At 72.0% G+C, this 24,492-nt stretch carries 19 protein-coding genes; 4 read left to right on the top strand and 15 right to left on the bottom strand.

All coding sequences use genetic code 11. The features are described from left to right. Positions 1-44: 44 nt before the first annotated feature. The 4 genes from ABZ404_RS33560 to ABZ404_RS33545 all read right to left on the bottom strand — a co-directional run bounded on the left by ABZ404_RS33560 (position 45) and on the right by ABZ404_RS33545 (position 2,993). On the bottom strand, positions 45-1,841 hold the full coding sequence (locus tag ABZ404_RS33560) for an LCP family protein (RefSeq protein WP_358837546.1): 1,797 nt from the start codon (positions 1,839-1,841) through the stop codon (positions 45-47). A 14-nt stretch (positions 1,842-1,855) separates the two neighbouring features. Continuing rightward, positions 1,856-2,476, bottom strand: coding sequence for a nicotinate-nucleotide adenylyltransferase (nadD, locus tag ABZ404_RS33555; RefSeq protein ID WP_358837545.1), 621 nt, complete (start codon positions 2,474-2,476; stop codon positions 1,856-1,858). Positions 2,477-2,514: 38 nt separating this feature from the next. Further along, complete coding sequence (locus tag ABZ404_RS33550) at positions 2,515-2,679, bottom strand: hypothetical protein (protein ID WP_190092478.1); 165 nt, start codon at positions 2,677-2,679, stop codon at positions 2,515-2,517. Between the two features lie 89 nt (positions 2,680-2,768). Further along, complete coding sequence (locus ABZ404_RS33545; protein ID WP_358991234.1) at positions 2,769-2,993, bottom strand: hypothetical protein; 225 nt, start codon at positions 2,991-2,993, stop codon at positions 2,769-2,771. Between the two features lie 108 nt (positions 2,994-3,101). On the opposite strand from ABZ404_RS33545, the gene ABZ404_RS33540 reads away from it, so the two are divergent. Beyond that, positions 3,102-4,253 (top strand): M48 family metallopeptidase, encoded by a 1,152-nt coding sequence (locus tag ABZ404_RS33540; RefSeq protein ID WP_358836974.1) that lies wholly within the window; start codon positions 3,102-3,104, stop codon positions 4,251-4,253. 62 nt (positions 4,254-4,315) lie between these two features. Here the strand turns inward: ABZ404_RS33540 and ABZ404_RS33535 are convergent, their stop codons facing one another. From ABZ404_RS33535 to ABZ404_RS33505, 7 genes are all read right to left on the bottom strand, one after another. Further along, entirely contained in the window at positions 4,316-5,389 is a 1,074-nt protein-coding gene (locus ABZ404_RS33535; protein ID WP_358836975.1) for a hypothetical protein, read from the bottom strand. Positions 5,390-5,614: 225 nt separating this feature from the next. Next, a complete protein-coding gene (locus ABZ404_RS33530) occupies positions 5,615-6,187 on the bottom strand; it encodes a hypothetical protein (RefSeq protein WP_358836976.1) in 573 nt (190 codons plus the stop codon). Positions 6,188-6,324: 137 nt separating this feature from the next. Continuing rightward, on the bottom strand, positions 6,325-7,608 hold the full coding sequence (locus tag ABZ404_RS33525; protein WP_358836977.1) for a glutamate-5-semialdehyde dehydrogenase: 1,284 nt from the start codon (positions 7,606-7,608) through the stop codon (positions 6,325-6,327). A gap of 471 nt (positions 7,609-8,079) precedes the next feature. Beyond that, entirely contained in the window at positions 8,080-8,565 is a 486-nt protein-coding gene (locus ABZ404_RS33520; RefSeq protein WP_358836978.1) for a hypothetical protein, read from the bottom strand. 241 nt (positions 8,566-8,806) lie between these two features. Then, complete coding sequence (gene proB / locus ABZ404_RS33515) at positions 8,807-9,934, bottom strand: glutamate 5-kinase (protein ID WP_358836979.1); 1,128 nt, start codon at positions 9,932-9,934, stop codon at positions 8,807-8,809. Positions 9,935-10,293: 359 nt separating this feature from the next. Further along, entirely contained in the window at positions 10,294-11,268 is a 975-nt protein-coding gene (gene galE / locus ABZ404_RS33510; protein WP_358835762.1) for a UDP-glucose 4-epimerase GalE, read from the bottom strand. 228 nt (positions 11,269-11,496) lie between these two features. After that, positions 11,497-13,659, bottom strand: coding sequence for a PIG-L family deacetylase (locus ABZ404_RS33505; RefSeq protein WP_358835761.1), 2,163 nt, complete (start codon positions 13,657-13,659; stop codon positions 11,497-11,499). 200 nt (positions 13,660-13,859) lie between these two features. On the opposite strand from ABZ404_RS33505, the gene ABZ404_RS33500 reads away from it, so the two are divergent. Both ABZ404_RS33500 and ABZ404_RS33495 read left to right on the top strand, forming a co-directional pair. Further along, positions 13,860-14,861: a hypothetical protein gene (locus ABZ404_RS33500; protein WP_358835760.1), complete on the top strand. Its 1,002-nt coding sequence runs from the start codon at positions 13,860-13,862 to the stop codon at positions 14,859-14,861. Then, positions 14,858-17,680: a stealth conserved region 3 domain-containing protein gene (locus ABZ404_RS33495; RefSeq protein ID WP_358835759.1), complete on the top strand. Its 2,823-nt coding sequence runs from the start codon at positions 14,858-14,860 to the stop codon at positions 17,678-17,680. Before ABZ404_RS33500 ends, ABZ404_RS33495 begins: the two co-directional genes overlap by 4 nt. 86 nt (positions 17,681-17,766) lie before the next feature. Here ABZ404_RS33495 and ABZ404_RS33490 read toward each other — a convergent pair whose 3' ends face one another. The 4 genes from ABZ404_RS33490 to rplU all read right to left on the bottom strand — a co-directional run bounded on the left by ABZ404_RS33490 (position 17,767) and on the right by rplU (position 21,953). After that, entirely contained in the window at positions 17,767-19,503 is a 1,737-nt protein-coding gene (locus tag ABZ404_RS33490; RefSeq protein ID WP_358835758.1) for a stealth family protein, read from the bottom strand. A gap of 269 nt (positions 19,504-19,772) precedes the next feature. Beyond that, positions 19,773-21,212: a GTPase ObgE gene (obgE, locus tag ABZ404_RS33485; RefSeq protein ID WP_358835757.1), complete on the bottom strand. Its 1,440-nt coding sequence runs from the start codon at positions 21,210-21,212 to the stop codon at positions 19,773-19,775. A gap of 151 nt (positions 21,213-21,363) precedes the next feature. Further along, positions 21,364-21,618, bottom strand: coding sequence for a 50S ribosomal protein L27 (gene rpmA / locus ABZ404_RS33480; protein WP_108955339.1), 255 nt, complete (start codon positions 21,616-21,618; stop codon positions 21,364-21,366). A gap of 14 nt (positions 21,619-21,632) precedes the next feature. Then, complete coding sequence (gene rplU / locus ABZ404_RS33475; RefSeq protein WP_015033583.1) at positions 21,633-21,953, bottom strand: 50S ribosomal protein L21; 321 nt, start codon at positions 21,951-21,953, stop codon at positions 21,633-21,635. A gap of 309 nt (positions 21,954-22,262) precedes the next feature. On the opposite strand from rplU, the gene ABZ404_RS33470 reads away from it, so the two are divergent. Further along, positions 22,263-24,095: a hypothetical protein gene (locus ABZ404_RS33470; protein WP_358991230.1), complete on the top strand. Its 1,833-nt coding sequence runs from the start codon at positions 22,263-22,265 to the stop codon at positions 24,093-24,095. Positions 24,096-24,492: the final 397 nt, after the last annotated feature.

The following is a 24,492-nucleotide window of genomic DNA, read 5'->3' as shown; positions in this document are numbered from 1 at the left end:
ATCGTTCTCCAGGGTCTCACGGACCGCCGACAGCCCCGAAAGGATTACTTGATCTTGTAGTCCTTGCCGAGCACCACGGTGACGTCCGCGTTGGCCGCGGCCTTGCCCTGCCGGACCGCTCCGGCCGGCAGCCCCAGCGTTTTGGCCACCTCTTCGGCCTTCGCCTTCTGGCCCGCGTCACCGTAGGTGACGGAGGACGACGCCGCCGTACCCGTGCCACCCGCGTCGATGACGGCGTAACCGCCGTTCACCAGGGCGACCCGGGCCTTCTCGGCGGCCTTCGGGGTGCCACTGGCGTTGCTGACGCCCACACGGACCGCCGAACCCTTGTCGGGCGCGGTGACCGAACCGCCCAGGATGTCCTTGACCACGCTGTCACCGGCCTGCGCGCTGAGCGTGCCGTCCTGCTGCACCGGCAGCAGCGCCGTCTTGTAGGCCCCGACCTTGGCGTGCTCGGCCAGCTTGGCCAGCGCGCCACCGAGATCGGCCTCGGGCAGCGAGGGGTCGAGGATCTGCGCCAGCGTCTGCACGGTGATCGTCGCGGCCTTCGGATCGTCCGAGATCTTGCGCAGCACCCCGTACATCACCTGCCCGAACCGCTGAAGCTGCTTGGCCTCCGCCTCACCGGGCCCCTTGTACGTGGCGTACGCCACGGCCATCTGCCCGGTCAGCGTCTGGTCCTCGCCCTTCTTCACCACGGGGGCCGAGCCCGCCTTGGTGCCGGGCACGTCGGCATCCGTACTGATGTCGATGTTTCCGACCAGGTCGACCAGGTTCTCCAGGAACGGCGTGTCCAGCCGCCACGTGCCGGTGATCTTGGTGCCGAGCAGGGTGCCGAGCGCCTCGCGGGTCCCTTGCGAGCCGTCGCCGTCCACCGACTTGCCCAGCGTGGTGCGGGTGCCGTCGTCGTTGGAGACGGCCAGTGTGTTGGGCAGCAGGACGGTGGTGCCCTGCTTGGTGGTCGCGTTGTTGACGAGCAGCGCCGTGGAGGTGCCGCCCTTCTGCGTGTTGTGCAGATGGACGACGATCACGTCCCGCTTCTGCGCCCCGACCGCGACCGCCGGCTTCCCGGAGTCCGAGGACGAGGACAGACCGGGCAGCTTGCCGGCCGCCCACAGGTAGCCGACACCGCCGACCACCGCGAGCGCGAGGACCACGACCAGCGCGACCACCCGGTTGCGGCCGCGGCGCCGCGCCTCCTCGCGCCGCTCGGTGCGGCTCTCGGTGAACTTCAGCCAGTCGATGACGTCTTCGGAGTCCTCGTCGGGCTCCTCGATGAACGAGAACTGCTCGGTGCGGTAGTCGCGTTCGTCCTTGCGCTGCTGCGGCAGCACCGGGACCTGCTCGGCCACCGGTTCGGGCTCGGGCTCGGCCTCCCGCACGGGGGCCTGCGCCTGCGCGGACGCCTGGGCGGCCGGGGCCTGGGGCTGCTCGCGGCCCCACTGCTGCGTGTCATAGCCGTACCCCTGGTGCTGCTGGGGCACGGGGGGCTGGGCGGGCTGCCCGTACGCGTCGTATCCCGAGCCGGCACCGGGACCCGAACCGGAGCCAGAACCAGAGCTACGGTCGTAGTCATAGTCGTAGTCGTACGAGGGCTGCTGCTGGGCGTACGGGTCGTACCCGTAACCGCCCTGCTGACCGTGCTGCTGCCCCTGCCCGTGAGCCTGATGGTCCTGCTGGGACTGGGGGGTCTGCTGGGTCTGCTGCGGCTGGGCCTGGCCGTACGGGTCGTACGAACCCTGCTGGGGCACCTGCTGGTACACCGGCTGGCCGTACTCGTCATAACCGACAAGCCGCACCTGCGGCGCATAGGGGTCGTAGGGGTCCTGTCGGTCGTTCACCGGGTGCCCTTCTCTCACTCGCCGCGGTAGAGCTGGCGCTTGTCGATGTAGCGCACCACACCGTCCGGAACCAGATACCAGACCGGGTCGCCCTGCGCGACCCTCGCCCGGCAGTCCGTCGACGAGATGGCCAGAGCGGGCACCTCCACCAGCGACACCCCACCCTCGGGCAGACCGTCGTCCGTCAGTATGTGACCCGGCCGGGTCACCCCGATGAAGTGGGCGAGCGAGAACAGCTCGTCCACGTCACGCCAGGTCGTGAGGATCTGCGAGAGCGCGTCGGCGCCGGTGATGAAGAACAGGTCCGCGTCACTGTTGAGGGAGCGCAGATCCCGCAGCGTGTCCACGGTGTACGTCGCGCCGCCGCGGTCGATGTCGATCCGGCTCACCGAGAACTGCGGGTTGGACGCGGTCGCGATGACCGTCATCAGATACCGGTCCTCGGCCGCGGAGACGTTTTTGTGGCTCTTCTGCCACGGCTGCCCGGTCGGTACGAACACGACCTCGTCCAGATGGAACTGGGACGCCACCTCGCTGGCGGCCACCAGGTGTCCGTGGTGGATCGGGTCGAACGTTCCGCCCATCACGCCGATGCGCCGCTTGACCGGACCGGTAGGCACTTCCTGCTCTCCCATGCGTGCAGAGCCTACTGGCCCGGTGGAAACGCCCCGACTCAGCGGTCGCGGTTGAAGCGCGTGGTGATCCACAGCAGGAGCAGCAGCGCGAACAGCGCGCCGCCACCGGTGACGTACGGGCTGAGGCTTTCGTGGTTGCCACCGTGCTCGGCGCCCTCGGCGAGGGTGACCAGATGCGTGGCGGCGGTGCTGGTGAGGCTCATCGTCAGCAGGACCTATCCGGGAGTCGGAGCGGAGACTTCGGGCACATCGTATGCGGGCCGCCCGGGCACTCTCACGCCGACTCAGCCGTTCAGTCCTTGACGACGCCCTCCGCGTCGGGGCCCGCGCCCCGGCCCGGCTCGCCGTCCGGCTCGGCCGCGGCCGCGTCGCCACCGTCGTCCGACCGGTAGCCGCGCAGCAGCAGCCAGGCGAGGCCGCCCGCACCGAAGATCGACACCAGCAGCAGGATCCGCAGCACATTTCCGGGTCCCTGCTGGTCCGAGGCGGCGGCGAGAAGCGTGACGGCGTCCGTCATGGCAGGTGTCTCCTTGGTTATCCACAGGCCCCCGCCCCACGGTAGCCCCACCGCCTAGGGTGGATGTCGTCAGGGGGACGAGCCGAGACTCTCCGACAGGGGGACACCATGACCGACGACTTCCAGGACAGCGTGCCGAGCAGGCAGCGCCGCCGCTTCCCCGGGATCTCCTCCCGGGCCTACGAACACCCCGCCGACCGGTCGGCGCTGGTGGCGCTGCGCAGGCTCAGCGGCTTCGACACGGTCTTCAAGGCGCTCAGCGGGCTGCTGCCGGAGCGCAGCCTGCGCCTGCTCTTCCTCTCCGACTCCGTGCGCGTGAGCGACGCCCAGTTCGCCCACCTCAACTCGATGCTGCGGGACGCCTGTTACCTCCTGGACCTGGAGAAGGTCCCCGCGATGTACGTGACGCAGGACCCCCGGCCCAACGCGATGTGCATCGGCCTTGACGAGCCGATCATCGTCGTCACCACCGGCCTCGTGGAGCTGCTCGACGAGGAGGAGATGCGCGCGGTCGTGGGCCACGAGGTGGGCCACGCCCTGTCCGGCCACTCGGTCTACCGCACGATCCTGCTCTTCCTCACCAACCTGGCGCTGAAGGTCGCCTGGATCCCGCTGGGCAACGTGGCGGTGATGGCGATCGTGACGGCGCTGCGGGAGTGGTTCCGCAAGTCGGAGCTGTCCGCCGACCGGGCCGGACTGCTCGTCGGCCAGGACCTCCAGGCCTCGATGCGGGGCCTGATGAAGATAGCCGGCGGCAACCACCTCCACGAGATGAACGTGGACGCGTTCCTGGAGCAGGCCGAGGAGTACGAGGCGGCCGGCGACCTGCGCGACTCCGTCCTGAAGATCCTGAACGTGCTGCCCCGCTCGCACCCCTTCACCACCGTGCGCGCGGCCGAGCTGAAGAAGTGGGCCGAGAGCCGTGACTACCAGCGTTTGATGGACGGCCACTATCCCCGTCGTGAGGAGGACAAGGACACGTCGGTCTCCGACTCGTTCCGCGAGTCCGCCGCCTCGTACGCCGAGACGGTCCGCACGAGCAAGGACCCGCTGATGAAGCTGGTCGGCGACATAGCCGGCGGCACGGCGGACCTGGGCGGCAAGCTGTACGGCAAGTTCACGGGCGCGGGGTCCGCCTCGCGCGCCTCGGACCGGCCGAAGGGCGGGGAGCGGGACGGTCAGCAGGACCGGCCTTCCGGCCCGGTGGCGGACGGTGAGGGACCGGGCGGGGCACAGGAGGGGCCGGGTCGGGACGCTTAGGAAGGCCGAGGGTCAGGAAGGCCGAGGGACGCTTGGGGACGCTTGGAGCTGTTCGAGGGTTTCTACGGCGTCGGCTGGGCGCTGGTGGCGAGGGTGCCGCAGAGGGCCGCGGTGGCGGGACCGGTCGCGTACGGGTCGGTGCCCGCCGGGCCGGTCGCGCTGGTCCGCTCGCCCGCGAGCAGCGGCCGCAGCTGTGCGGAGACATCGGCCGAGCAGGCCTGCGGTCCGGCCTCCACATAGCTGAACTGCAGCTCGACCCGGTGCAGCCGCAGGTCGTCGCGGTCGAAGCGGAAGTGCAGCTCGCGGCGGACGGTGAAGAGCGAGGCGGTCTTGTCCTGGCCGGAGGCGGCCGGCCGCAGGGCGTACGTGAAGGTGTGGTCGGACGTCACGTCGAGGGTGTCCCGGCCGGACTCGGCGTAGCGGAAGGTGCCCTGCACACGCACCCCGGTGTCGGCCAGTGCGACTTTGGCCGGATCGAAGCGCACCAGCCAGCCGGTGGCGGCGTGCCGGCCGTCGTCGGCGGGGTTGTCGATGCTCTGGTCGAACTGGGTGACCAGCTCGGGATCGAGCAGAGCTCGCACCTGGTGCACGGACTTCCCGGTCAGGACCTGGGGGTCGAGGGAGGACTGGACCAGATACTCCTTGGCGGTGGTGACACCGGCGATGATCTGGCTCTCCGAGAAGTGGGCGGTCCTGCGGACGGCCGGGAGGTTGATTCCGTCGGCGCCGGTGCGGAACTGGGCGGCCGGGCTGTGGTCGAAGAGGCGGGCGACGTCGATGCCGGGGACGACGGTCTGCGGGGCCAGGGGTATGACGGTCATGCGCAGGGGCTCGGCGGTGACGCTGCCGCCACCGGGCTGGTAGGGGTGGCGCAGGCCCATGTACACGGCGGTGCCGAACGCGATGAAGAGGAGGACGGCCAGCGCGACTATCTGTTTGGTGAAGGGCCTGAAGGACCAGCTGGACCGGCTGCGCACCGCGCGCGCGTGCTCGCGCATCCGTTCCTGTGCGGAGAACTCCTGCAGGCGGGCAGCGCGGACGAACGACTCGTCGAACACGACGGATCGGTACTCGTCCTCACCTCCGCCGGGGAGGCCCTCCGGGGTCCCCTCGGGTGGCTCTCCACGCCCTGCCATACCTTCAGGGTAGGTCGCGGGAGGGGCCGGTAAACGCGCTGCTACGCGACAAGTTCTGACGAGTTCCCACGCGGTTGTGCGGGGTGGGGTCAGAGCCTGGTCAGAAGACGGTCAGATCGCCGTCGACGCGGGGGAAGGGCCTGGTCAGGCGTGGGGTGGGTGGGGTGCGGGGGGTGGGCGGGGAGGGGGTGGGGGCCGGGGGGGAGGGCCCCCACCCCCCCGCCCTCAAGGTCGTCGGGGTACGGCCGCGACCGCTGGGGCCGAGTAGTCCGCCGAGGCGGTGGGGCCGGCGGTGGCTGGAATGGGTGGTCCGGACTTGTCCACGTTGCTGGTGGCGGGGGGCGGGGCGGGGTCCTCGCGGCTGTTGGAGCCGCCCCGGTAGACGGCTGCGAAGGCCAGGGCGACCATGCCGATGCCCATGATCAGGGCGAGCAGCCAGGCGACGGGGCGGTGCCAGCGGGCGCGGCCGCGGTAGGGGCGCAGTACGCCGCCGTGCGGGCCGTAGGGGCCGGCGTCGGCGCCGCCGGAGAAGGCGGTGCCGTAGGCGTCGGTGTCGCGGGCCGGGTAGGGGAAGTCGTCGTCGGCTCCCGCGCCGGCGCGGGCTCGGGCCGCTTCGGCTTCGGCGCGGGCTTGCGCGGCGGCCAACAGCCGTTCCACGGCGCTCGGTTCGTGGATCTGCGCGGCCCGTACGAAGTCCTCGTCGAAGACCACGGAGGCGAACGCGTCGTCCGCGCCTCCGCGGTCGTCGTCGGGCTCCCAGCCGTTCGGGAACGGCTTGCCCCCCACGTCGTCCGGCACGGGTTCAGACTAGCCCCGTAGCGGACGTTTTGGGCAGGGAGTGTCCGAACTCTCCCCGTCGGTTGACACGCCGGATGCCGCCCCCCGCCCGGCGCGCGGGGCGGGGCCGCCCCGCTCCCCCGGCCGGGTCCATCCCGTTATCGCACGTGTCCGTCGCCGGTGACGATGTACTTGGTGGAGGTGAGCTCGGGCAGGCCCATGGGGCCGCGGGCGTGGAGCTTCTGGGTGGAGATGCCGATCTCGGCGCCGAAGCCGAACTGGCCGCCGTCGGTGAAGCGGGTGGAGGCGTTCACGGCGACGGTGGTGGAGTCGACCAACTGGGTGAATCGGCGGGCGGCGGCCTGGGAGGTGGTGACGATCGCCTCGGTGTGGCCGGAGGTCCACTGCCGGATGTGGGCGACGGCGGCGTCGAGGGAGTCGACGACGGCGGCGGCGAGGTCGTAGGAGAGGTATTCGGTCTCCCAGTCCTCGGCGGTGGCGGCGACGACGGTCGCCTTGGTGGCGTCGGCGTAGGCCTGGACGCGCGGGTCGCCGTGGACGGTGACGCCGGCCTCGGCGAGTGCGTCGAGGGCGCGGGGCAGGAAGGCGTCGGCGATGTCGCGGTGGACGAGGAGGGTCTCGGCGGCGTTGCAGACGGAGGGGCGGGATGCCTTGGAGTTGATGAGGATGTCGACGGCCATGTCGAGGTCGGCCTGGGCGTCCACGTAGACGTGGCAGTTGCCGGTGCCGGTCTCGATGACGGGGACGGTGGACTCCTCGACGACGGTGCGGATGAGGGAGGCGCCGCCGCGCGGGATGAGGACGTCGACGAGGCCGCGGGCGCGCATCAACTCGCGTACGGAGTCGCGGGATTCGCCGGGGACGAGCTGGACGGCGTCGGCGGGCAGGCCCGTGCCGGCGACGGCGTCGCGCAGGACGCGGACGAGTGCGGTGTTGGACTCGTACGCGGAGGAGGAGCCGCGCAGCAGGACGGCGTTGCCGGACTTGAGGCAGAGGGCGGCGGCGTCGACGGTGACGTTGGGGCGGGCTTCGTAGATGATGCCGACGACGCCGAGGGGGACCCGGATCTGGCGCAGGTCGATGCCGTTGGGGAGGGTGGAGCCGCGGACGACTTCGCCGACGGGGTCGGGGAGGGCCGCGACGTCGCGTACGTCGGAGGCGATGGCGCGGACGCGTTCGGGGGTGAGGGTGAGGCGGTCGATGACGGTCTCGCTGGTCCCGGCGTCGCGGGCCTTGGCGATGTCGAGGGCGTTGGCCTCGACGATCTCCTCGGTGCGGGCTTCGAGGGCGTCGGCGATGGCCAGGAGCGCGTCGTCCTTGGCCGAGCGCGGCAATGGCGCGATATCGGCGGCGGCCGTGCGGGCCCGGTGGGCTGCCTGGGTGACCGGGGACTGGTTCTCGTCGGGAGAAAACGCGCTCATGTCCGCAGGGTAGTGCGCCGGGCGGCCGTGTTCCGCACGGATTCCACGTGCCGAGACGGGGCTCTCACGGTCCGGTCGTGCGGGGGGTGCGGGTCGGGCGTATCGACCGGGTCGTACGGGCCCGTGGGCGTCGGGGATCGCGGGCGGTGGCGGCGCTCCGGAAGGCGAGTCACCCGGACCCGGCGCGTCCAGAGCTACGCCCCCCCGGACCCGGCGCGTCCAAAGCCATGCCCCCAGCCGCAGCGCGTCCAGAACCGCGTCATCCCCTACCGGCGCAGCCAGAACCGAGCGGCCCCCTACCGGCGCATCCAGAACCAGACTGGCCACCACCGGCACGTCCACCACCGGCGCGTCCAGAACCAGACTGCCCACCACCGGCACGGCCGGCACCGGCCCGCCCGCTGCCGGCCCCTCCAGCACCGACCCCTCAGCCCCCACCCCGTCCCCTGCCGCCCCCTCCGGCCTCACCCCTCAAAAGGGATGGACCCCCACGGGTGCGGCCGGAGGGGGGCCGTAGCCCTCGGCGAGGCGTTGGTGGTAGGTCTCGCGGTCGATGACCTCCAGGCCGACGATCTCCCAGGGCGGGAGTTTGGCGGTGGAGCGGTGTTCGCCCCACAGGCGCAGGGCGACGGCCGCCGCGTCGTGCAGGTCGCGGGCTTCTTCCCAGTAGCGGATCTCGGCGTGGTCGCCGGCGTATCTGCTGGTCAGTAAGAAGGGGTGGTCGTGGGCGAGCTGCTCGAGGCCGCGGCGGACCTCTTTGAGCGGGGTTTCGGCGCCGGAGACGCTGAGGGTGATGTGCCAGAGCCTGGGGGTGTCTCCGGGCTTCTCCCGCTCCTCGGTCTGTGTGATGTCGGTCCCCGTGCCCACGCTGGTCAGGGTCCGCCCGTCCTCCCCCACGGCCCTGCGGGCGTGGGTTCCCCCGACTCGGGGCGCCGCCCCCGGGCGCGCTCGTCTCACCGGCGGCCTCCTGTGATGCTGCGATGCGTTGTCGTACCCCCCGCGGGCCATCCCGCAGGTCACCCGGCGGGCCACCCCGCAGGTCACCCGCGGGTTACCCCGTGGGTCTCCCCGTGGGCACCCTGCGGGCCACCCCGTGGGTCTCCCCGCGAGTACCCCGCAACAAAGTTGACCAGTCCTGGCAGGGTCGCGGGGCGGTTTTCGTGAAGGTGTCGGTCCGAAGGCCGGACTTTCAGCCGTTTCAGGGGTGCAGGACGACCAGATCGTCCCTGTGTACGACTTCTCGCTCGTAGGCGGGACCGAGTTCGCGGGCGAGTTCGCGGGTGGAGCGGCCGAGGAGTTGGGGGATCTCCTTGGCGTCGAAGTTGACGAGGCCGCGGGCGATGGCGCGGCCGGTGGTGTCGCGGAGTTCGACGGGGTCTCCGGCGCTGAACTCGCCTCCGACGGCGGCGATTCCGGCGGGCAGGAGGGAGGAGTGGCGTTCGACGACGGCGGTGACGGCTCCGTCGTCGAGGACGAGGTGGCCCTGGGGCGTGGAGGCGTGGGCGAGCCAAAGGAGGCGGTCGGCGGAGCGGCGGCCGGTGGGGTGGAAGTAGGTGCCGGTGTCGCGGCCGGCGAGGGCGTCGGCGGCGTGGGTGGCGGAGGTGAGGACGACGGGGATGCCGGCGGCGGCGGCGATGCGGGCGGCTTCGACCTTGGTGACCATGCCGCCGGTGCCGACGCCGGCTTTTCCGGCGCTGCCGATCTGTACGTGGGCGATGTCGTCGGGGCCGTGTACTTCGCCGATGCGGGTGGTGCCGGGTGTGCTGGGGTCGCCGTCGTAGAGGCCGTCGACGTCGGAGAGGAGGACGAGGAGGTCGGCGCGGACGAGGTGGGCGACGAGGGCGGCGAGGCGGTCATTGTCGCCGAAGCGGATCTCGTCGGTGGCGACGGTGTCGTTCTCGTTGACGACGGGGAGGGCGCCCATGGCGAGGAGCTGGTCGAGGGTGCGGTAGGCGTTGCGGTAGTGGGCGCGGCGGCTGGTGTCGTCGCTGGTGAGGAGGACTTGTCCGACGCGTACGCCGTAGCGGGCGAAGGAGGCGGTGTAGCGGGCGACGAGGAGGCCCTGGCCGACGCTGGCGGCGGCTTGCTGGCGGGCGAGGTCGGTGGGGCGGCGGCGCAGGCCGAGGGGGGCGAGTCCGGCGGCGATGGCGCCGGAGGAGACCAGCACTATTTCCTTCTCGCCGCCGCTGCGGGCTTTGGCGAGGACGTCGACGAGGGCGTCGACGCGGTCGGCGTCGAGGCCGCCGGAGGCGGTGGTGAGGGAGGACGAGCCCACCTTGACGACGATCCTGCGGGCCTGGGTCACGTACTGCCTTGCCACTGTCACACCGGGAAATCTATGTCAGGCCGGGGTGGGGGCGCACGGCCGTTTCGAGCGTTGGACGAGCCCCGCCGGGTGGGCAGACCCCTCCGCCGGGTGGGCGTGCCCCCCCCGGCCGGGCGGGCAGGCCCCGCCGGGGCGGACAGGCCACGGGTCCCCGCCGGGTGGGCGGACCCCCGGCCGGGCGGGGGTCCGCCCACCCGGCGAGTGGACGGGCCCACGGGCCCCGGCCGGGCGGACTCGCCCCCCGCCCGGTGGGCCGGGGCCAGTGGGGTCCGGGGGCCGGGGTCCGGGGGCCCAGGAGCCGGGGCCCGGGAGCCGGGGCCCGGGGCCCCCGTAGCCGTCCGGGAGGGGGCGGGAGGGGGTCAGTCGCGCGGGTGGCGCAGCTGCCAGCCTTCCCAGGCCGAGGTGATCATGGCGCGGATGTCGTGGCGCGCGGTCCAGTCGAGTTCCTTGGTGATGAGCTCGGCGGAGGCGACGACGCGGGCGGGGTCGCCGGGGCGGCGGGGGGCGACCTCGGGGGCGGGCTCGGTGATGCCGGTGACATCGCGGATGATGTCGACCATTTCGGCGACGGAGGCGCCTTCGCCGCGGCCGATGTTGAGGATGAGGGCGGCCTCGGGGTCGGCGGCGAGCCGGCGGGCGGCGGCGAGGTGGGCGCCGGCGATGTCCTCGACGTGGATGTAGTCGCGTACGCAGGTGCCGTCGGGGGTGGGGTAGTCGTTGCCGAAGATCAGCGGGGCTTTGCCCTCGGTGAGGCGTTCGAAGACCATCGGGACGAGGTTGAAGATGCCGGGGTCGCCGAGGTCGGGGGTGGCGGCGCCGGCGACGTTGAAGTAGCGCAGGGAGGCGGTGGCCATGCCGTGGGCCTTGCCGACGGCGCTGACGAGCCATTCGCCGGCGAGCTTGGTCTCGCCGTAGGGGCTCATGGGCAGGCATGCGGTCTGCTCGGTGACGAGGTCGATGTCGGGCATGCCGTAGACGGCGGCGGAGGAGGAGAACAGGAAGCGGCGTACGCCGGCGTCGGCGGCGGCTTCCAGGACGGTCCGCAGGCCTTCGACGTTCTCGCGGTAGTAGTGCAGGGGGCGTTCGACGGATTCGCCGACCTGCTTCTTGGCGGCGATGTGGATGACGCCGTCGACGTCGTTCTCGCGCAGGACGCGGTCGAGGACGGCGCGGTCGAGGACGGTGCCGCGTTCGAGGAGGACGCCTTCGGGCAGCCGGGCGGGGTCGCCGGTGCTGAGGTCGTCGAGGACGACGACTTTTTCTCCGCCGTCGACGAGGGCCTTCACCACGTGGGATCCGATGTAGCCGGCACCGCCTGTGATCATCCAAGTCATACGGACAGTCTAGGAGGCGGTCCGGGGCGTGGGGCGGGGGCGGGTGCGGCCGCTCCTGTGACTTTTCGTACGAAGGTGTGGGCGGCGTAAGGACGGGCGGGCGGTCCTGGAGGCGCGAACCGACGCACGGGGGTGCGGGCCGGGACATATGAGGCGTACGGGAGTTGTGCGCGCGCCCCCGCTGTCCTCCGGTCCGCCCCGGCCGGGCGGGGCGGACCGGTGTGTCGCTCAGACGGTGCCCGCGCGCGGGGGGACCCTGGTGACCGCGGGGGTGGTGTTCAGGTTGAGCGTGACGAGGGCGACGCCCTCGCTCGCGCCCTGGACGACGGCGGGGGCGCCGACCATGAAGCCGGAGGACGCGTCGCCGTGGAGGGTGACTTGCTTGCCGCTGTCGACCATCTCGATGGAGCCGGTGCCGCTGCGGGAGGTCAGCATGACGCCGCCGGTGGCGAGGTCCTGGCCGTCGACGAGGGCGACGGGGCCGTAGCCGGTGACCTTCTGGTCGGGCAGTTCGGTCCAGCGGCCGGCCTGGCCGCCGCGCAGCTGGGCGACGTTGATCTGGTCGCTGGAGGGCTTGTGGAAGGCGAGCAGCACGGAGCCGTCCTGGGCGGTGACCGCGTCGGGGGCGTCGCCGGGCCGGGTCTTGAGGCCGCGGACGCCGCGGACGAGGGGGCCGCCGGGGTTCTTCTGGGTCCAGTGCTCGACCCAGCCGAAGGCGGAGCCGAAGACGTGGATGCGGCCGTCGCCGTCGACGGTGGCGGTGAGGCCTTCCTGGATCTGTCCGCCGCCGGTGAGCTTCTGCCACGGCGACCAGGTGCCCTGCTTGTCGCGGACGCGGGTGCTGACGCCCTTGGCGGCGTTGCGTACGAAGACGTGGATGGTGCCGTCGGGGGCGGCGACCGCGGTGGGCGGGCCGGTGAGGCGGGAGCGGCGGGGGTCGGTCTCGGGGTTGCCGAGGCTGGTCCAGCGCTCTTCGAAGGCGCCGCCGGCGCTCTTCTGCTGGAGGACCACTATCTCGCGGGTGTCGTCCTTGTCGGTGGAGCCGAGGCCGGTGAAGCGCAGGCCGAGGACGAGGTGGCGGCCGTCGGCGGCGACGACGGCGCTGAGGGCGGGGGCGAGGGGGCCGCCGCCGAGGTCCTCGGCGGCGCCCCAGCCCCCGCTGTAGGGGCCGGACTCGCGCCAGCGGGCGGCGCGGGTGCCGAGTACGGCGTAGGTGCTCATCCGGCCGTCCTCGTCGATGACGACCTTGGGGCCGGCGGTCGGGTAGCGGCGGTGGGTGGAGCGGACCCAGCCCTTCTTGGACCTCAGGACGCCGTTGAGGCCGACGGAGTAGTCGCCGCAGCCCGAGGCGTTGCCGCACTGCCAGCTGGAGGCGCCGCCGTAGGCGTTGAGGTACTCGGTCTTCTGGTGGACCGTGTCATTGGGGAGGTTGTACGGCCAGCGCTGGTTGTAGTAGCCGCGGAAGGCCTCGGTGAGGAAGCCGGGGGTGCGGGTGCCTTCGCTGCTGCCCTGGCCCCACTGGGCGAGGGCGCGCCAGGTGAAGAGGGCGACGGCGGTGTGGTCGGGGTGGTCGGAGTAGCCGACCTGGTCGCTGCCGCGCGGGTGGAGCTTGTCGTGGACCTGGGCGTCGGGGTCCGGGTCGAGGGTGCGTACGAGCGTGGGCCGGTACTTGCGCAGGAGGAACAGCAGCGCGTCGGTGAGTTCGTCGCGGCTGTAGGTGTACTTCTCGCGGACCGGCGACTCGGGGGTGGGCTGGGTGCGCAGGACCACGCCGGGGGTGTTCCACAGCTGGGTCATGCCGACCCAGCCGCGGCCGGTCTTCTCGTGCATCCGCACGCCGAGGAAGATCAGTTCGGCGCGGCGGCCCTCGTACTCCAGGACGTTGAGTTCGGCCTCGCGTCCGCCGGGCAGCTTGAGCGCGGTGCGCGTCCACGGGGTGAACAGGGTCGCGCCGAGCATGCGGGCGTACGCCTGGCGCAGGCCCTGCTGGCGGGCGGAGACGTAGGCGGGCACGTCGGGGCGGGCCTTGGGCTCGCCGGGTGCCTGGTTGACGCCGAAGGAGCCGCCGCCGGTGACGTACACGGAGACGACGGGGACGCCCCGCTCGATCGTGTGGAGCGTGTCGGGGTTCATGAAGAACAGGTCGTCGTCCGGGTGCGCGACGATCGCCATGGCGAGCGGGCGGCCGGGGGTGTCGAAGCTGCTGCGGTGGTCGACCGGCAGCAGCGACACCGGCTTCGGTGGTTGACTGGTGACGGCGGCGGCGCCCCGGGCCGAGGGGTGCTTGCTGTCACACCCGGCGATCGCCCCCGCTGCCACCATCCCCGCCAGCGAAGCCAGCACGGTACGCCGGGAGGCCACTTGGCGTCCCGTCTTCGGCCAGCGTCCCATGTCTTTCTCCCACTCCCCGTTCCACGTTCATCTGCGATCAAGCAGACCGCCACCCGAGGAGAGGGCGGAAACTCCGATGGGGTTCCACTCGATGATGCAATCGTGATGCATCGATAGAATTACGAAGCAACTTGCCGATCTTACGCATTATTGGCAGCATGCAACGCTGACCATTAGCCCAGACGAGAGCTAGGTTCACCGTGAGTGACTCACTGCTGCCCTATGCGGTGGGCGCCGCCAAGCGGGCGCGCCGCGCGGCAGTACGTATGCGCCGACGTGTCGAGCAGATGCATACCGTACCGGCCATCGACGGAGTCAAGCCGCGTCCGCTGCTGCGACCGGTGCACTTCTCGGTCTCCGGTGGGCGCACCCTCAACTTCGCGGTGACGTTCCCGCGCCGTGCCGAGGCGGTCGGGGCGGCTCATCTGGAGATGTCGCGCGGGCGCAAGGTCGTCCACGTGGAGCTGGAGCAGGAGCCGCAGAGTGACGGAAGTCTCCTTCTGACGGCGACCGTTCCGCTGCGCCATGACGATCCGTCGGAGACCGCGACCCGTGGTCCGGTGCTCTCGTCCGGTATGTGGCGGATGGAGGTCGTCGTCACCGGCAGTGACGGCCGCGAGCTGCGGGCCAAGATCGCCTCGGCTCCGGTGGAGACCTCCGACGGCCCCACCCTGTCCACGTCGCCGTCCCCGACGAGCGGCGCGGTCTTCCGTCCGGTCCGCTCGGTGGACGGCCGCTCCATGCTGAACGTGCGCGGCCCGCGCCACCAGGCCGAGCTCGCCTCGTTCGAGCTGCGCTGGGACCGGATCGTGGTGCACGGCCGGCTCATCGCGCCCAAGGCCCCCGTCGAGGAGTACACCGCGGAGGCGGTGCTGCGGCGCGGTGGCAAGTCGGCCGCGGCGGCGGTGGTGTGGGACGGTGACCGCTTCACCTTCGACGTACCGCTCGCCGAGATGGCGGTCGGCCGCGCGACCCGCACCTGGGACATGCACCTGAAGGCCGGCGGGAACCGGATCAAGATCGCCCGGCGGCTGACCGATGTGCGTCACCCCAAGCAGGTCTACCGGACGCCGTTCCGTATCGTCGCTCTCGACAACGGTTCGCTCGCGCGGGTGCACGCCTACGTCACACCGGCCGGCGTGCTCGCCGTGTCCTGTACCGGATTCGGAACCGCCCCCCGTGGCGCAGAGGAAGTTGCATGAAGATCACGTTTCTGCTCACCTGGGGCGACGAGATGGGCGGCACCGAGATGGCCGCCTACACCCAGGCGATCCATCTCGCTCCCCGGCACGACGTCGAGGTGCTGAGCGTCTTCAAGACCCGCCCGGAGCCGTTCTTCTCGGCCGCCCAGCAGGTCAAGCGGCGCTACCTGGTGGACAGGACCGAAGCGTACGGACGCCCGGTGCGACCCAGCTCGCTGGACGAGAACGCCTGCCGCACCCTGGAGTCGCTGCCGAGCGAGATCATCAAGCCGTCCTGGGAGTCGACGTTCGACCGGCTCTCCGACATCGAGATGACGGCCGCCCTCGGCTCCCTCGACTCGGACGTGCTGATCACCACGACCCCGGCGCTGCTGGCCGCCGCCGCCGAGCTCGCCCCCTCCCGGGTCGTCACCGTGCACCAGGAGCACCGCGCCTCCCAGCTGCGCGGCGTCTCCGGTGAGCCGCTGCTGGTCTACGGCCCGCGCGTGGACGCGCTGGTGTCGCTGACCGAGCGCACCAACGACTGGTTCTCCGACTCGCTGCGCGACTCCGCGCCGGAGCTGGCCGCGATCCCCAACGCGGTGCCCGACGGCTACCGCCCGCGCGCCGACCTGGAGTCCAGGACGATCGTCCTCGCTGCCCGGATGACCCCGGAGAAGCAGCTGGACCACGCCATCCACGCCTTCCACCGGATCTCCGCGGACTTCCCCGACTGGCAGCTGCGGATCTTCGGCGACGGCCCGCAGGAGGTGCGTCTGCGCCGCCTCGTCGAGGGCCTGGGCATGCACTCGCGCATCGAACTGGTGGGCCGCTCCTCGCAGATGGAGCAGGAGTGGGCCAAGGCCAGCGTCTGCCTGCTGCCCTCGCGCAACGAGGCGTTCCCGCTGGTGCTCCTGGAGATGTTCGCGGCCGGCGTGCCGGTCATCGCGTACGACATCGTCACCGGGCCCGCCGAGATCATCCGCCACGACGTGGACGGTCTGCTGGTGCCGCCCGGCGACATCGACTCGCTGGCCGCCGCGATGTCCCGGCTGATGGGCGAGGACGACACCCGGCACGCCTTCGGCAAGGCCGCCCGCAAGGGCGTGTACGAGCGGTTCGGCGGCGAGGACATCACCTCCCGCTGGGAGGAGCTCTTCACCAAGCTGGTGGCCCGCCGCGACACCCCCGAGCGCCTCGCCCAGCGCGCCGACCGCACGGCGCTGCGCATCGCGGCCGGCGGCACCCGCAGCTTCAGCGTCGCCGCCCCCGTCTCGGCCCTGTCGAACTCGGCGGACGAGCAGAAGGCCCGCGAGGTGATGATCCAGGCGCAGGACCGCAGCGGGACGCTGATCCGCTCGGCCGGCCGCCTCGCCGAGCAGCGCGACGACATCACCGGCCCGCGCATGGCCCAGATCAACCTGGAGATCACCGCCAAGGTCCTGGAGGACGCGGGGATCCCGTACATCCTGCTGCGCCACGACGTCGGTGTCGCCCACCGCGTCGCCGTGCCCGTGGAGATGCGCCGCCGGGTCCTGGAGGCCATGTCGACGGCCCTGCACGGCAAGCCGGTCTACGCCGAGCTGGTCACCCCGCGCGGCGCGGCCCCGGGCGCGGTCCTCGCCGAGCGCCTCGACGGCGTCGGTGAGGTGGCGGGCCTGCGGGTGTTCAAGCCGATCACCTCCGAGAGCCGCACCCTGCGCTACGGCCCGGCCTACGGCTGCGGTCTGGAGTTCTGGGCGGAGTCGGAGGAGGACGGCTGGCGCGAGACGCCCCGGCTGACCACCCTGCTCGGGCGCCGCCTGCCCAACCTGGAGGCCACGGCCAAGCTGCGGGTCGGCGAGCGCGACTACCCGACGCTCGCACAGTTCACCAAGCAGCTGATGTGGGACGTCGACTACCCGATCGACGTCGTCTACACCTGGGTCGACGACACCGACCCGGCCTGGCAGGAGCGCCGCGACTCGGTGCGCCGCAGCCGCAACATGCCGACCAACGACGCCGACAGCGGTGACGTGCGCTTCCGCAACCGCGACGAGCTGCGTTACTCACTGCGGTCCCTGGAGATGTTCGCGCCCTGGGTGCGCACCATCTACCTGGTGACCGACGACCAGACGCCGGAGTGGCTGGACACCACCCAGCCCGGCATCAAGGTCGTCAGCCACCGGGAGATCTTCAAGGACCCGGCCTGGCTGCCGACGTTCAACTCGCACGCCATCGAGAGCCAGCTGTACCGCATCGAGGGTCTCGCGGAGCACTTCCTCTACCTCAACGACGACGTGTTCATCGGCCGTCCGCTGGCGCCGTCGTCGTTCTTCCTGAGCAACGGGGTGGCGAAGTTCTTCCGCTCGCCCACCACCGTCCCGCCGACCGAGCCGTCCCCGGACGACGAGGGCTACTTCGCGGCCGCCAAGAACAACCGGGCGCTGCTGGAGAAGGCGTTCGGGCGGGTGGCGACCAACAGCTTCCTGCACGCGCCGCACCCGCTGCGCCGCAGTGTGCTGACCGAGATCGCGGACAAGTTCCCCGAGGAGGTGGGCCGGACCGCGGCCAACCCCTTCCGCGCCAACTCGGACCTGTCGATCACGTCCTCGCTCCACCACCACTACGGCTACCTGACCGGCAGCTCGGTGCCGAGCGCGATCTCGTGCAGCTACATCAACGTGGGCAACTACGACCACCACACGGTGCTGACCCGGCTGCTCGCCGAGCGCGGCCACGACACGTTCTGCATCGGTGAGTCCGCCGACGCGGAGGTGTCGGTGGAGGAGCAGGACCGCGTCCTGCGGGCGTTCCTGAGCGCGTACTTCCCGGTGAAGTCCCGGTACGAGCGCGACTGACGCGGCGGACACGGAGAGAGGGGCCCGCCCCGGCCGGACGGCCGGGGCGGGCCCCTCTTCGTTCCGGTCGCGCCGACCGGTGGGCGCTAGTCCTTCTCGAACGGGCTCGGCACCGGGAAGTACGCGTCCAGGAACGGCGTGATCAGATCCTTCTGCTCGTGCACGTCCTGCTCGGTGGAGACCGTGTCGTTGACGCAGAACACCGTCTTGTCCCGGTTGGCGAGGAGGCGGCCCAGCCGCGTCTCCGTCCACGGGTGCGTCAGATCGAGGTAGGTGTAGGGGAGTTCGGAGGGCACCGCGCGCTGCGTGTGGTACGCGTAGTAGTGGTGCAGCGAGGAGGAGATGGAGATGTCGTCCTCCGAGCGGAACCGGCTCGCCTCGGTGTAGCGGTACTCCGGCTCGAACTCCGTCTCGATCTCGGTGAGCAGGCTGCGGCGCAGCGGGTGCGGCATGTGCTTCATCTTCTGCACGACCACCGCCCCGTACCGCTCCTCGATCAGCCGGCGGTTGTTCTTGCCCGCGGCGGCCACCGGCGGGTCCTCGGGGGTCCGCGCGCCCAGCGGTACGAGCGCGGGCGAGGGGAAGAACTTGGTGAGGCCGCTGGAGAGGAAGAAGTCCTGCGGGGTGACCTCGTTGCCGAGCATCACGTCGTCGTTGAAGTACAGGAAGTGCTCGGCGAGGCCGTCGATGTGGTGGAGCTGGCTCTCGATGGCGTGCGAGTTGAAGGTGGGCAGCAGCGCCGGGTCGCGGAAGATCTCCTTGTGGCTGACGACCTTGATGCCGGGCCGGGTGGTGTCCAGCCACTCGGGCGTCTGGTCGTCGGTGACGAGGTAGACGTTGCGTACCCAGGGCGCGTACAGGTGCAGCGAGCGCAGCGAGTAGCGCAGTTCGTCGCGGCTGAGGTAGCGCGCGGCGTTGGCGGCCTCGGCGTGGTAGGTCTCGCCGGTGAACGCGGCGCGCCGGCGCAGCCAGGCCGGGTCGGCGCCGTTCACCCAGGTGTAGACGACGTCGATGGGGAAGGTGATCTCGTCGGTGGGGTGGATGGCGAACTCGGCGCGGGTGGGGACCTGGGCCGCGTCGGGGGCCTCACGCGGGGCGAGGTGGGTGAAGTACGCCTCGGAGACCCGGGCGGTGGCGCCCGTCAGGGCGAGCGACTCGGCGAGCTTGCCGACGCGCGGCGGCACCAGCTGCCCGTCCTCCTCGTGCCAGAACTCCACGTCGCAGCCGTAGCGGTTGCCCAGGATCAGGCGGTGCGTGGGATCCGTGCGGTACCAGGTGACCCGGACGGTCCCGGCGCTTCTGAACCGGCGCCAGGTGCCGTCCTCGTACCCCGGAAGGGAGGCCTCGGGGACGGGGTTGTTGCCCTTGACGTGCGTGACGTAGCCGGGCTGGTCGCCGCAGAGCGCCTCCAGCACCTTCAGCACGGCCGTACGGTCGTCCTCGCGGACGGCGACGGCGGCGGCGGTCTCGGAGCGGCCGCGCACGCAGAAGTGGTCGAGGCCGGCGGCGTGCAGGGCGCGCAGCACGGCGTCGAGGTTGGCGCGGCGGGCCTGGAGCGGGGTGACCCCGGGCGTGACGAGCGCGACCTTGGGGTCCTTGCCGACGTGCACGACCGCGCGGTCGGGGCCGGAGGCGAGGGTCTGGTAGCGCTTGGTGACGCGGGCGGCGCGCATCTTCTCGGCGACGGCGGCGCCACCGGCGATACGCATCTTCACGCGGCGCCGCATGTCGGCGTCGACCTGCGAGACGATCGCCTTGCGGACGCTCTCGGGCACGGCCCGCCGGTAGACCCCCAGCAGTCTCGGTGCCTCGGGATTACGCACGGGGGGCTACTCCTTGACGTTCGGTGGACATCGTACGTTTGCTGAACGTGTCCAGTATGCCGTCGCCCCGGGGGCCGCCGGACGCGGGGTTTTCCCCCGCCCCGCCCCTTCCCGAAAGCCCTCTGGCGGGCGGCCGGGTTCGTTCGTCCGCGGACCGTGCTGGGTTGCTCGCGCAGTCCCCCGCCCCCCTGACTGCCCAGGGGCGCGGGGGACTGCGCGCTCAGCCGCAGCGGACCTGCGGCCGACCGACAACGCTTCCAGGAAGGCGCCTAGAACGGCTTGAAGTCGTCGTACTCCTGCTGTGCCTCGTCGCGCTCCGCGTCGCGGTCGCGGCGGCGCTGCGCGGCGGGACGGGGGGCTTCCAGGCGGTGGTCCTCGCCGCGGCGGCCGAGCATCTCCGCGCCCGCCATCATCGTCGGCTCCCAGTCGAAGACGACCGCGTTCTCCTCGGGGCCGATGGCGACGGCGTCGCCCGCGCGGGCGCCCGCCTTCATCAGCTGGTCCTCGACGCCGAGGCGGCTGAGCCGGTCGGCGAGGTAGCCGACGGCCTCGTCGTTGTTGAAGTCGGTCTGGCGGATCCAGCGCTCCGGCTTCTCGCCGCGCACCCGGTAGACCTCGGCCGCCTCGTCGTAGGTGACCGTGAAGCCCGCGTCGTCGACCGCCTTGGGGCGGATGACGATCCGGGTGGCCTCCTCGACGGGCTTGGCGGCACGCGCCTCGGCCACGATCTTCGCCAGGCCGAAGGAGAGCTCCTTCAGACCGGTGCGGGCGACCGCCGAGACCTCGTAGACCTGGTAGCCGCGCTGCTCCAGATCGCCGCGGATCATGTCCGCGAGGTCCTTGCCGTCCGGGATGTCGATCTTGTTGAGGACGACGATGCGGGGCCGGTCGTCGAGGCCGCCGTAGCTCTTGAGCTCGGCCTCGATGATGTCGAGGTCGGAGACCGGGTCGCGGTCGGACTCCAGGGTGGCGGTGTCCAGGACGTGCACGAGCACCGAGCAGCGCTCGACGTGCCGCAGGAACTCGAGGCCCAGGCCCTTGCCCTGGCTGGCGCCGGGGATGAGGCCGGGGACGTCGGCGATGGTGTAGACGGTGGAGCCCGCGGTGACCACGCCGAGGTTGGGGACCAGGGTGGTGAACGGGTAGTCCGCGATCTTCGGCTTGGCGGCCGAGAGCACGGAGATCAGGGAGGACTTGCCGGCGCTCGGGTAGCCGACGAGGGCCACGTCCGCGACGGTCTTGAGCTCCATGACCACGTCACGGGCCTCGCCGGGCTCGCCGAGCAGCGCGAAGCCGGGGGCCTTGCGTCGGGCGGAGGCGAGCGCCGCGTTGCCGAGGCCGCCGCGGCCGCCCTGGCCGGCGATGAAGGTGGTGCCCTGGCCGACGAGGTCGGCGAGCACGTTGCCGTCCTTGTCGAGGACGACGGTGCCGTCCGGGACCGGCAGGACCAGGTCCTGGCCGTCCTTGCCGGAGCGGTTGTCGCCGGCGCCGGGCGCACCGTTGGTGGCCTTGCGGTGCGGGCTGTGGTGGTAGTCGAGGAGCGTGGTCACCGACTGGTCGACGACCAGGATGACGTCGCCGCCGCGGCCGCCGTTGCCGCCGTCGGGGCCGCCGAGCGGCTTGAACTTCTCTCGGTGAACGGAGGCGCAGCCGTGGCCTCCGTTACCCGCGGCGACGTGCAGCTCGACGCGGTCCACGAAGGTGGTCATGGGCTTGCCTCCAGGGGGTCCCCCCGGCGAGGGCCGGGGGAGTACGGAATGTCTGGGTAATGCCGTGTTTCTAAGGAAACACGCGAAAGGCGGACCTGCTTCCCGTACGGAACCCGTACGGGAAGTGAGGTCCGCCTCACGTAGGAACCGGTCAGGCGACCGGAACGATGTTCACGACCTTGCGGCCTCGGTGGGTGCCGAACTGCACCGCGCCGGCCTCCAGGGCGAACAGCGTGTCGTCGCCACCGCGGCCGACACCGGCGCCCGGGTGGAAGTGGGTGCCACGCTGGCGGACCAGGATCTCACCGGCGTTGACGGTCTGACCGCCGAAGCGCTTCACACCGAGCCGCTGAGCGTTGGAGTCGCGACCGTTCCGGGTGGACGATGCGCCCTTCTTGTGTGCCATGTCTCCTCAGTCCCTTACTTCGCAGCCGCGGGGATGCCGGTGACCTTGATCGCCGTGTACTGCTGGCGGTGGCCCTGGCGACGGCGGTAACCGGTCTTGTTCTTGTACCGAAGGATGTCGATCTTGGCACCCTTGTGGTGGTCCACGACCTCGGCCGTGACCTTGATGCCGGCCAGCACCCACGGGTCGCTGGTCACAGCGTCACCGTCGACAACGAGCAGGGTCGAGAGCTCGACCGTGTCGCCAACCTTGGCAGTGGAAATCTTGTCAACCTCAACGATGTCGCCGACAGCAACCTTGTGCTGGCGACCACCGCTGCGCACGATGGCGTACACGCGGATCTCTCTCTCACTCGGGACGGGACCTCTGAAGCCAGCCGCTCGCACGGGCGGGCCCGTGACGATCCGGAATGGACGAGCGGCCTCTCCCCACGACCGCGGACGGTCGCCGGGAGGGAGGTGCTCAGAGGCGGGCGCGCATGGAAACACGCCGAGGGTCAAGGCTACGGGTCGCCTCCCCCGGGGTCAAACCAGCGATCTCCCGGCCCGGGCCCGCCCCCGCCGGACCCGGACCCGGACCCGGGGCCCGTCCCCGGAAGGTCACTGATTCAATAATCACTCGTGCACCTGCGTTCGCTGCTCTCCATGCCCCGTATGCTCCGCCACGGCTCGACCGTGGGCGCGGACCTGCCGCCCGACGAGGCCGTCACCCTCGACGCCCCCGACGGCCCGATGGGCGACGCGCTCGCAGCCGTGCACGCCGGCGACCGGGGCCCCGCCGCCGCCCTGCTCGCCGGGACCCGCGAGCGGGCCGAGTGGGAGCGCCGCAGCACCTACGTCACCCAGCTCGCCACCGCCGCCCTGCACAGCCCCGGCTGGCTGGAGGACTGGCTCGCCGAGTCGCCCGAGGACCCCGACGCCGTCCTGGTCAAGGCCGAGCTCTGCGTCCACCAGGCGTGGGAGGTGCGCAGCGCCGCACGCGCCCAGGACGTGGCGGCCGAGCAGTTCCAGGCGTTCTTCGCGCTGCTCGGCGACGCCGTCCCCGTCGCCTCGGCCGCCGCCCGGCTCAACCCCACCGACCCGGTGCCCTGGCAGATCGCCCTCACCCACGCCCGGGGCAGCCAGGCCTCGCGCGAGGTGTTCGACGCGTACTGGGCGGAGGCCGTCGCCCGCGCCCCGCACCACTACGGCTGCCACGCGGCGGCCCTGCAGTACCTCTCCGAGAAGTGGTACGGCTCGCACGGCGAGATGTTCGCCTTCGCCGAGCGGGCCGCCGGGAGCGCCCTGCCCGGCTCCAAACTGCACGCGCTGCCGCTGCTCGCCGCCGTCGAGTACGTCGTCGTCTCCGACGACCCGCGCCAGAGCCCCGTCGAGCGGGCCAGGATCGACGCGGCCGTCGAACGCGGCCTGGAGCTGTCCACCTGGTACGAGCCGGGCGACCCGGACGCGGCGGACTTCCGCAACCACCTCGTCCTGATGCTGATCCTGCACGAGCGGTGGGAGGAGGCGCTGGAGGTGTTCCGGGCGATCGGGGTGGGCGCCCGGACGTATCCGTGGGCGTATCTGGGCGAGCCGCGCACCGAGTTCGTGGAGCTGCGCTCGGGCGTGCGGATGCAACTGGCCTCGCGCACCCCGCTGTTCTCCCGGCCCGGGCGGCCGGACACCGCGCCCGCGGCCCCCGCCCCGGCCGGCCCCGGGCAGCCGCGCACCCTGGCGATAGCCGCCGCGCCCCCGCACGCCGTCGCCGAGGCCGCGCTGATGTGCGGGGTCTCCCTGCGGATCGCGCCCGCCCGGCCCGGCACCAGTTACGTGGAGCTCGTCCCGGACCCCGTCCCCGGCCGGCGCGCGGCGCTCAGCCGCGAGGACCGGCTGACGGCGGCGGCCGGCAGCTTCACCACGGGCGAGAAGTGGCCCGCGCTGGTCCTGCGCCGCAGCGGCTCCCGGTACGGGCTCACGCTCGTGCAGAAGGGTACGGAGACCGCGGCCCACCAGTGGGACCCGGCGGCTCCCGTCACCGACCACGCGGCGGCCTCCGCGACCGCGCGGGCCCTGGCGGCGGCGTTCGCGGTCCGCGACGCCCGGCCGCTGGTGGCGCTGCTGCGCGGCGCGGACTCCCCCGCCGGCCGCCAGGCCGACCTGGTGGCGGCGCTCGGCCTGCCCGCGATCCCGCCGGGCTTCGGCGACCACGACGAGATCCTGCGCACCGCGCCGGGCGCCCAACTCCTGGCCCGCCGGGGCGTGTTGCGCGGCATCCGCGACTCCCTCTCCACGGACCTGGGCACCCCGGCGATCCCGGTCCCCCGCGGCCGCCGCTGGTGGGGCCTGCGGGTGGCGGCCCTGACGGTCCTGGTCCCGGCGTCCGCGTACGCCTGGACGACCCCGGACTGCTACCGGGCGACCATCCCGACCCTGGCGTCCCTGTTCCTGGCGAGCCAACTGCGCACGGCGTGGCGAACCCGCGGCCGCCACCGGGGCTGACGCCGGGTTCGCCCGGCCTTCGCCGGCGGGCCGGTGGGCTGCCCCCCCCCGGGGCGCTGTGTACACCTGCGGGCCGGTGGGCTGACCCTCCAGGGCACGGTGTTCACCTGCGGGCCGGTGGTGGGCTGGTCGCGCAGTTCCCCGCGCCCCTAAAGGGGGCCGTCGTTGGCCTGCGGCCGGTGGGGGCTGGTCGCGCAGTTCCCCGCGCCCCTGTTCGGCCGGGTGTTTGGGTGCGGCCCGGTGGTCGGTTGCTCGCGCAGTTCCCCGCGCCCCTTCAGGGCCCGGATTCCGGCTGCGGGCCGGTGGGGCTTCTCGCGCAGTTCCCCGCGCCCCTCACATGCCGCTGCGCGGCATTCCCGGGGCGCCCCGAAGGGGCGCGGGGAACGGCGCGAGCAAC

The organism is Streptomyces sp. NPDC005878, assembly GCF_040629815.1.
GTDB lineage: Bacteria > Actinomycetota > Actinomycetes > Streptomycetales > Streptomycetaceae > Streptomyces.
Note: the sequence above shows the minus strand (reverse complement) of the source record. Positions and strands in the feature narration are given on the sequence as shown.

Coding starts and splice junctions, on each gene's coding strand:
- nadD (WP_358837545.1), bottom strand. CDS start 2,476: ATGGGAGAGCAGGAAGTGCCTACCGGTCCGGTCAAGCGGCGCATCGGC.
- ABZ404_RS33550 (WP_190092478.1), bottom strand. CDS start 2,679: ATGAGCCTCACCAGCACCGCCGCCACGCATCTGGTCACCCTCGCCGAG.
- ABZ404_RS33545 (WP_358991234.1), bottom strand. CDS start 2,993: ATGACGGACGCCGTCACGCTTCTCGCCGCCGCCTCGGACCAGCAGGGA.
- ABZ404_RS33540 (WP_358836974.1), top strand. CDS start 3,102: ATGACCGACGACTTCCAGGACAGCGTGCCGAGCAGGCAGCGCCGCCGC.
- ABZ404_RS33535 (WP_358836975.1), bottom strand. CDS start 5,389: ATGGCAGGGCGTGGAGAGCCACCCGAGGGGACCCCGGAGGGCCTCCCC.
- ABZ404_RS33525 (WP_358836977.1), bottom strand. CDS start 7,608: ATGAGCGCGTTTTCTCCCGACGAGAACCAGTCCCCGGTCACCCAGGCA.
- galE (WP_358835762.1), bottom strand. CDS start 11,268: ATGACTTGGATGATCACAGGCGGTGCCGGCTACATCGGATCCCACGTG.
- ABZ404_RS33505 (WP_358835761.1), bottom strand. CDS start 13,659: ATGGGACGCTGGCCGAAGACGGGACGCCAAGTGGCCTCCCGGCGTACC.
- ABZ404_RS33495 (WP_358835759.1), top strand. CDS start 14,858: ATGAAGATCACGTTTCTGCTCACCTGGGGCGACGAGATGGGCGGCACC.
- obgE (WP_358835757.1), bottom strand. CDS start 21,212: ATGACCACCTTCGTGGACCGCGTCGAGCTGCACGTCGCCGCGGGTAAC.
- rpmA (WP_108955339.1), bottom strand. CDS start 21,618: ATGGCACACAAGAAGGGCGCATCGTCCACCCGGAACGGTCGCGACTCC.
- ABZ404_RS33470 (WP_358991230.1), top strand. CDS start 22,263: ATGCCCCGTATGCTCCGCCACGGCTCGACCGTGGGCGCGGACCTGCCG.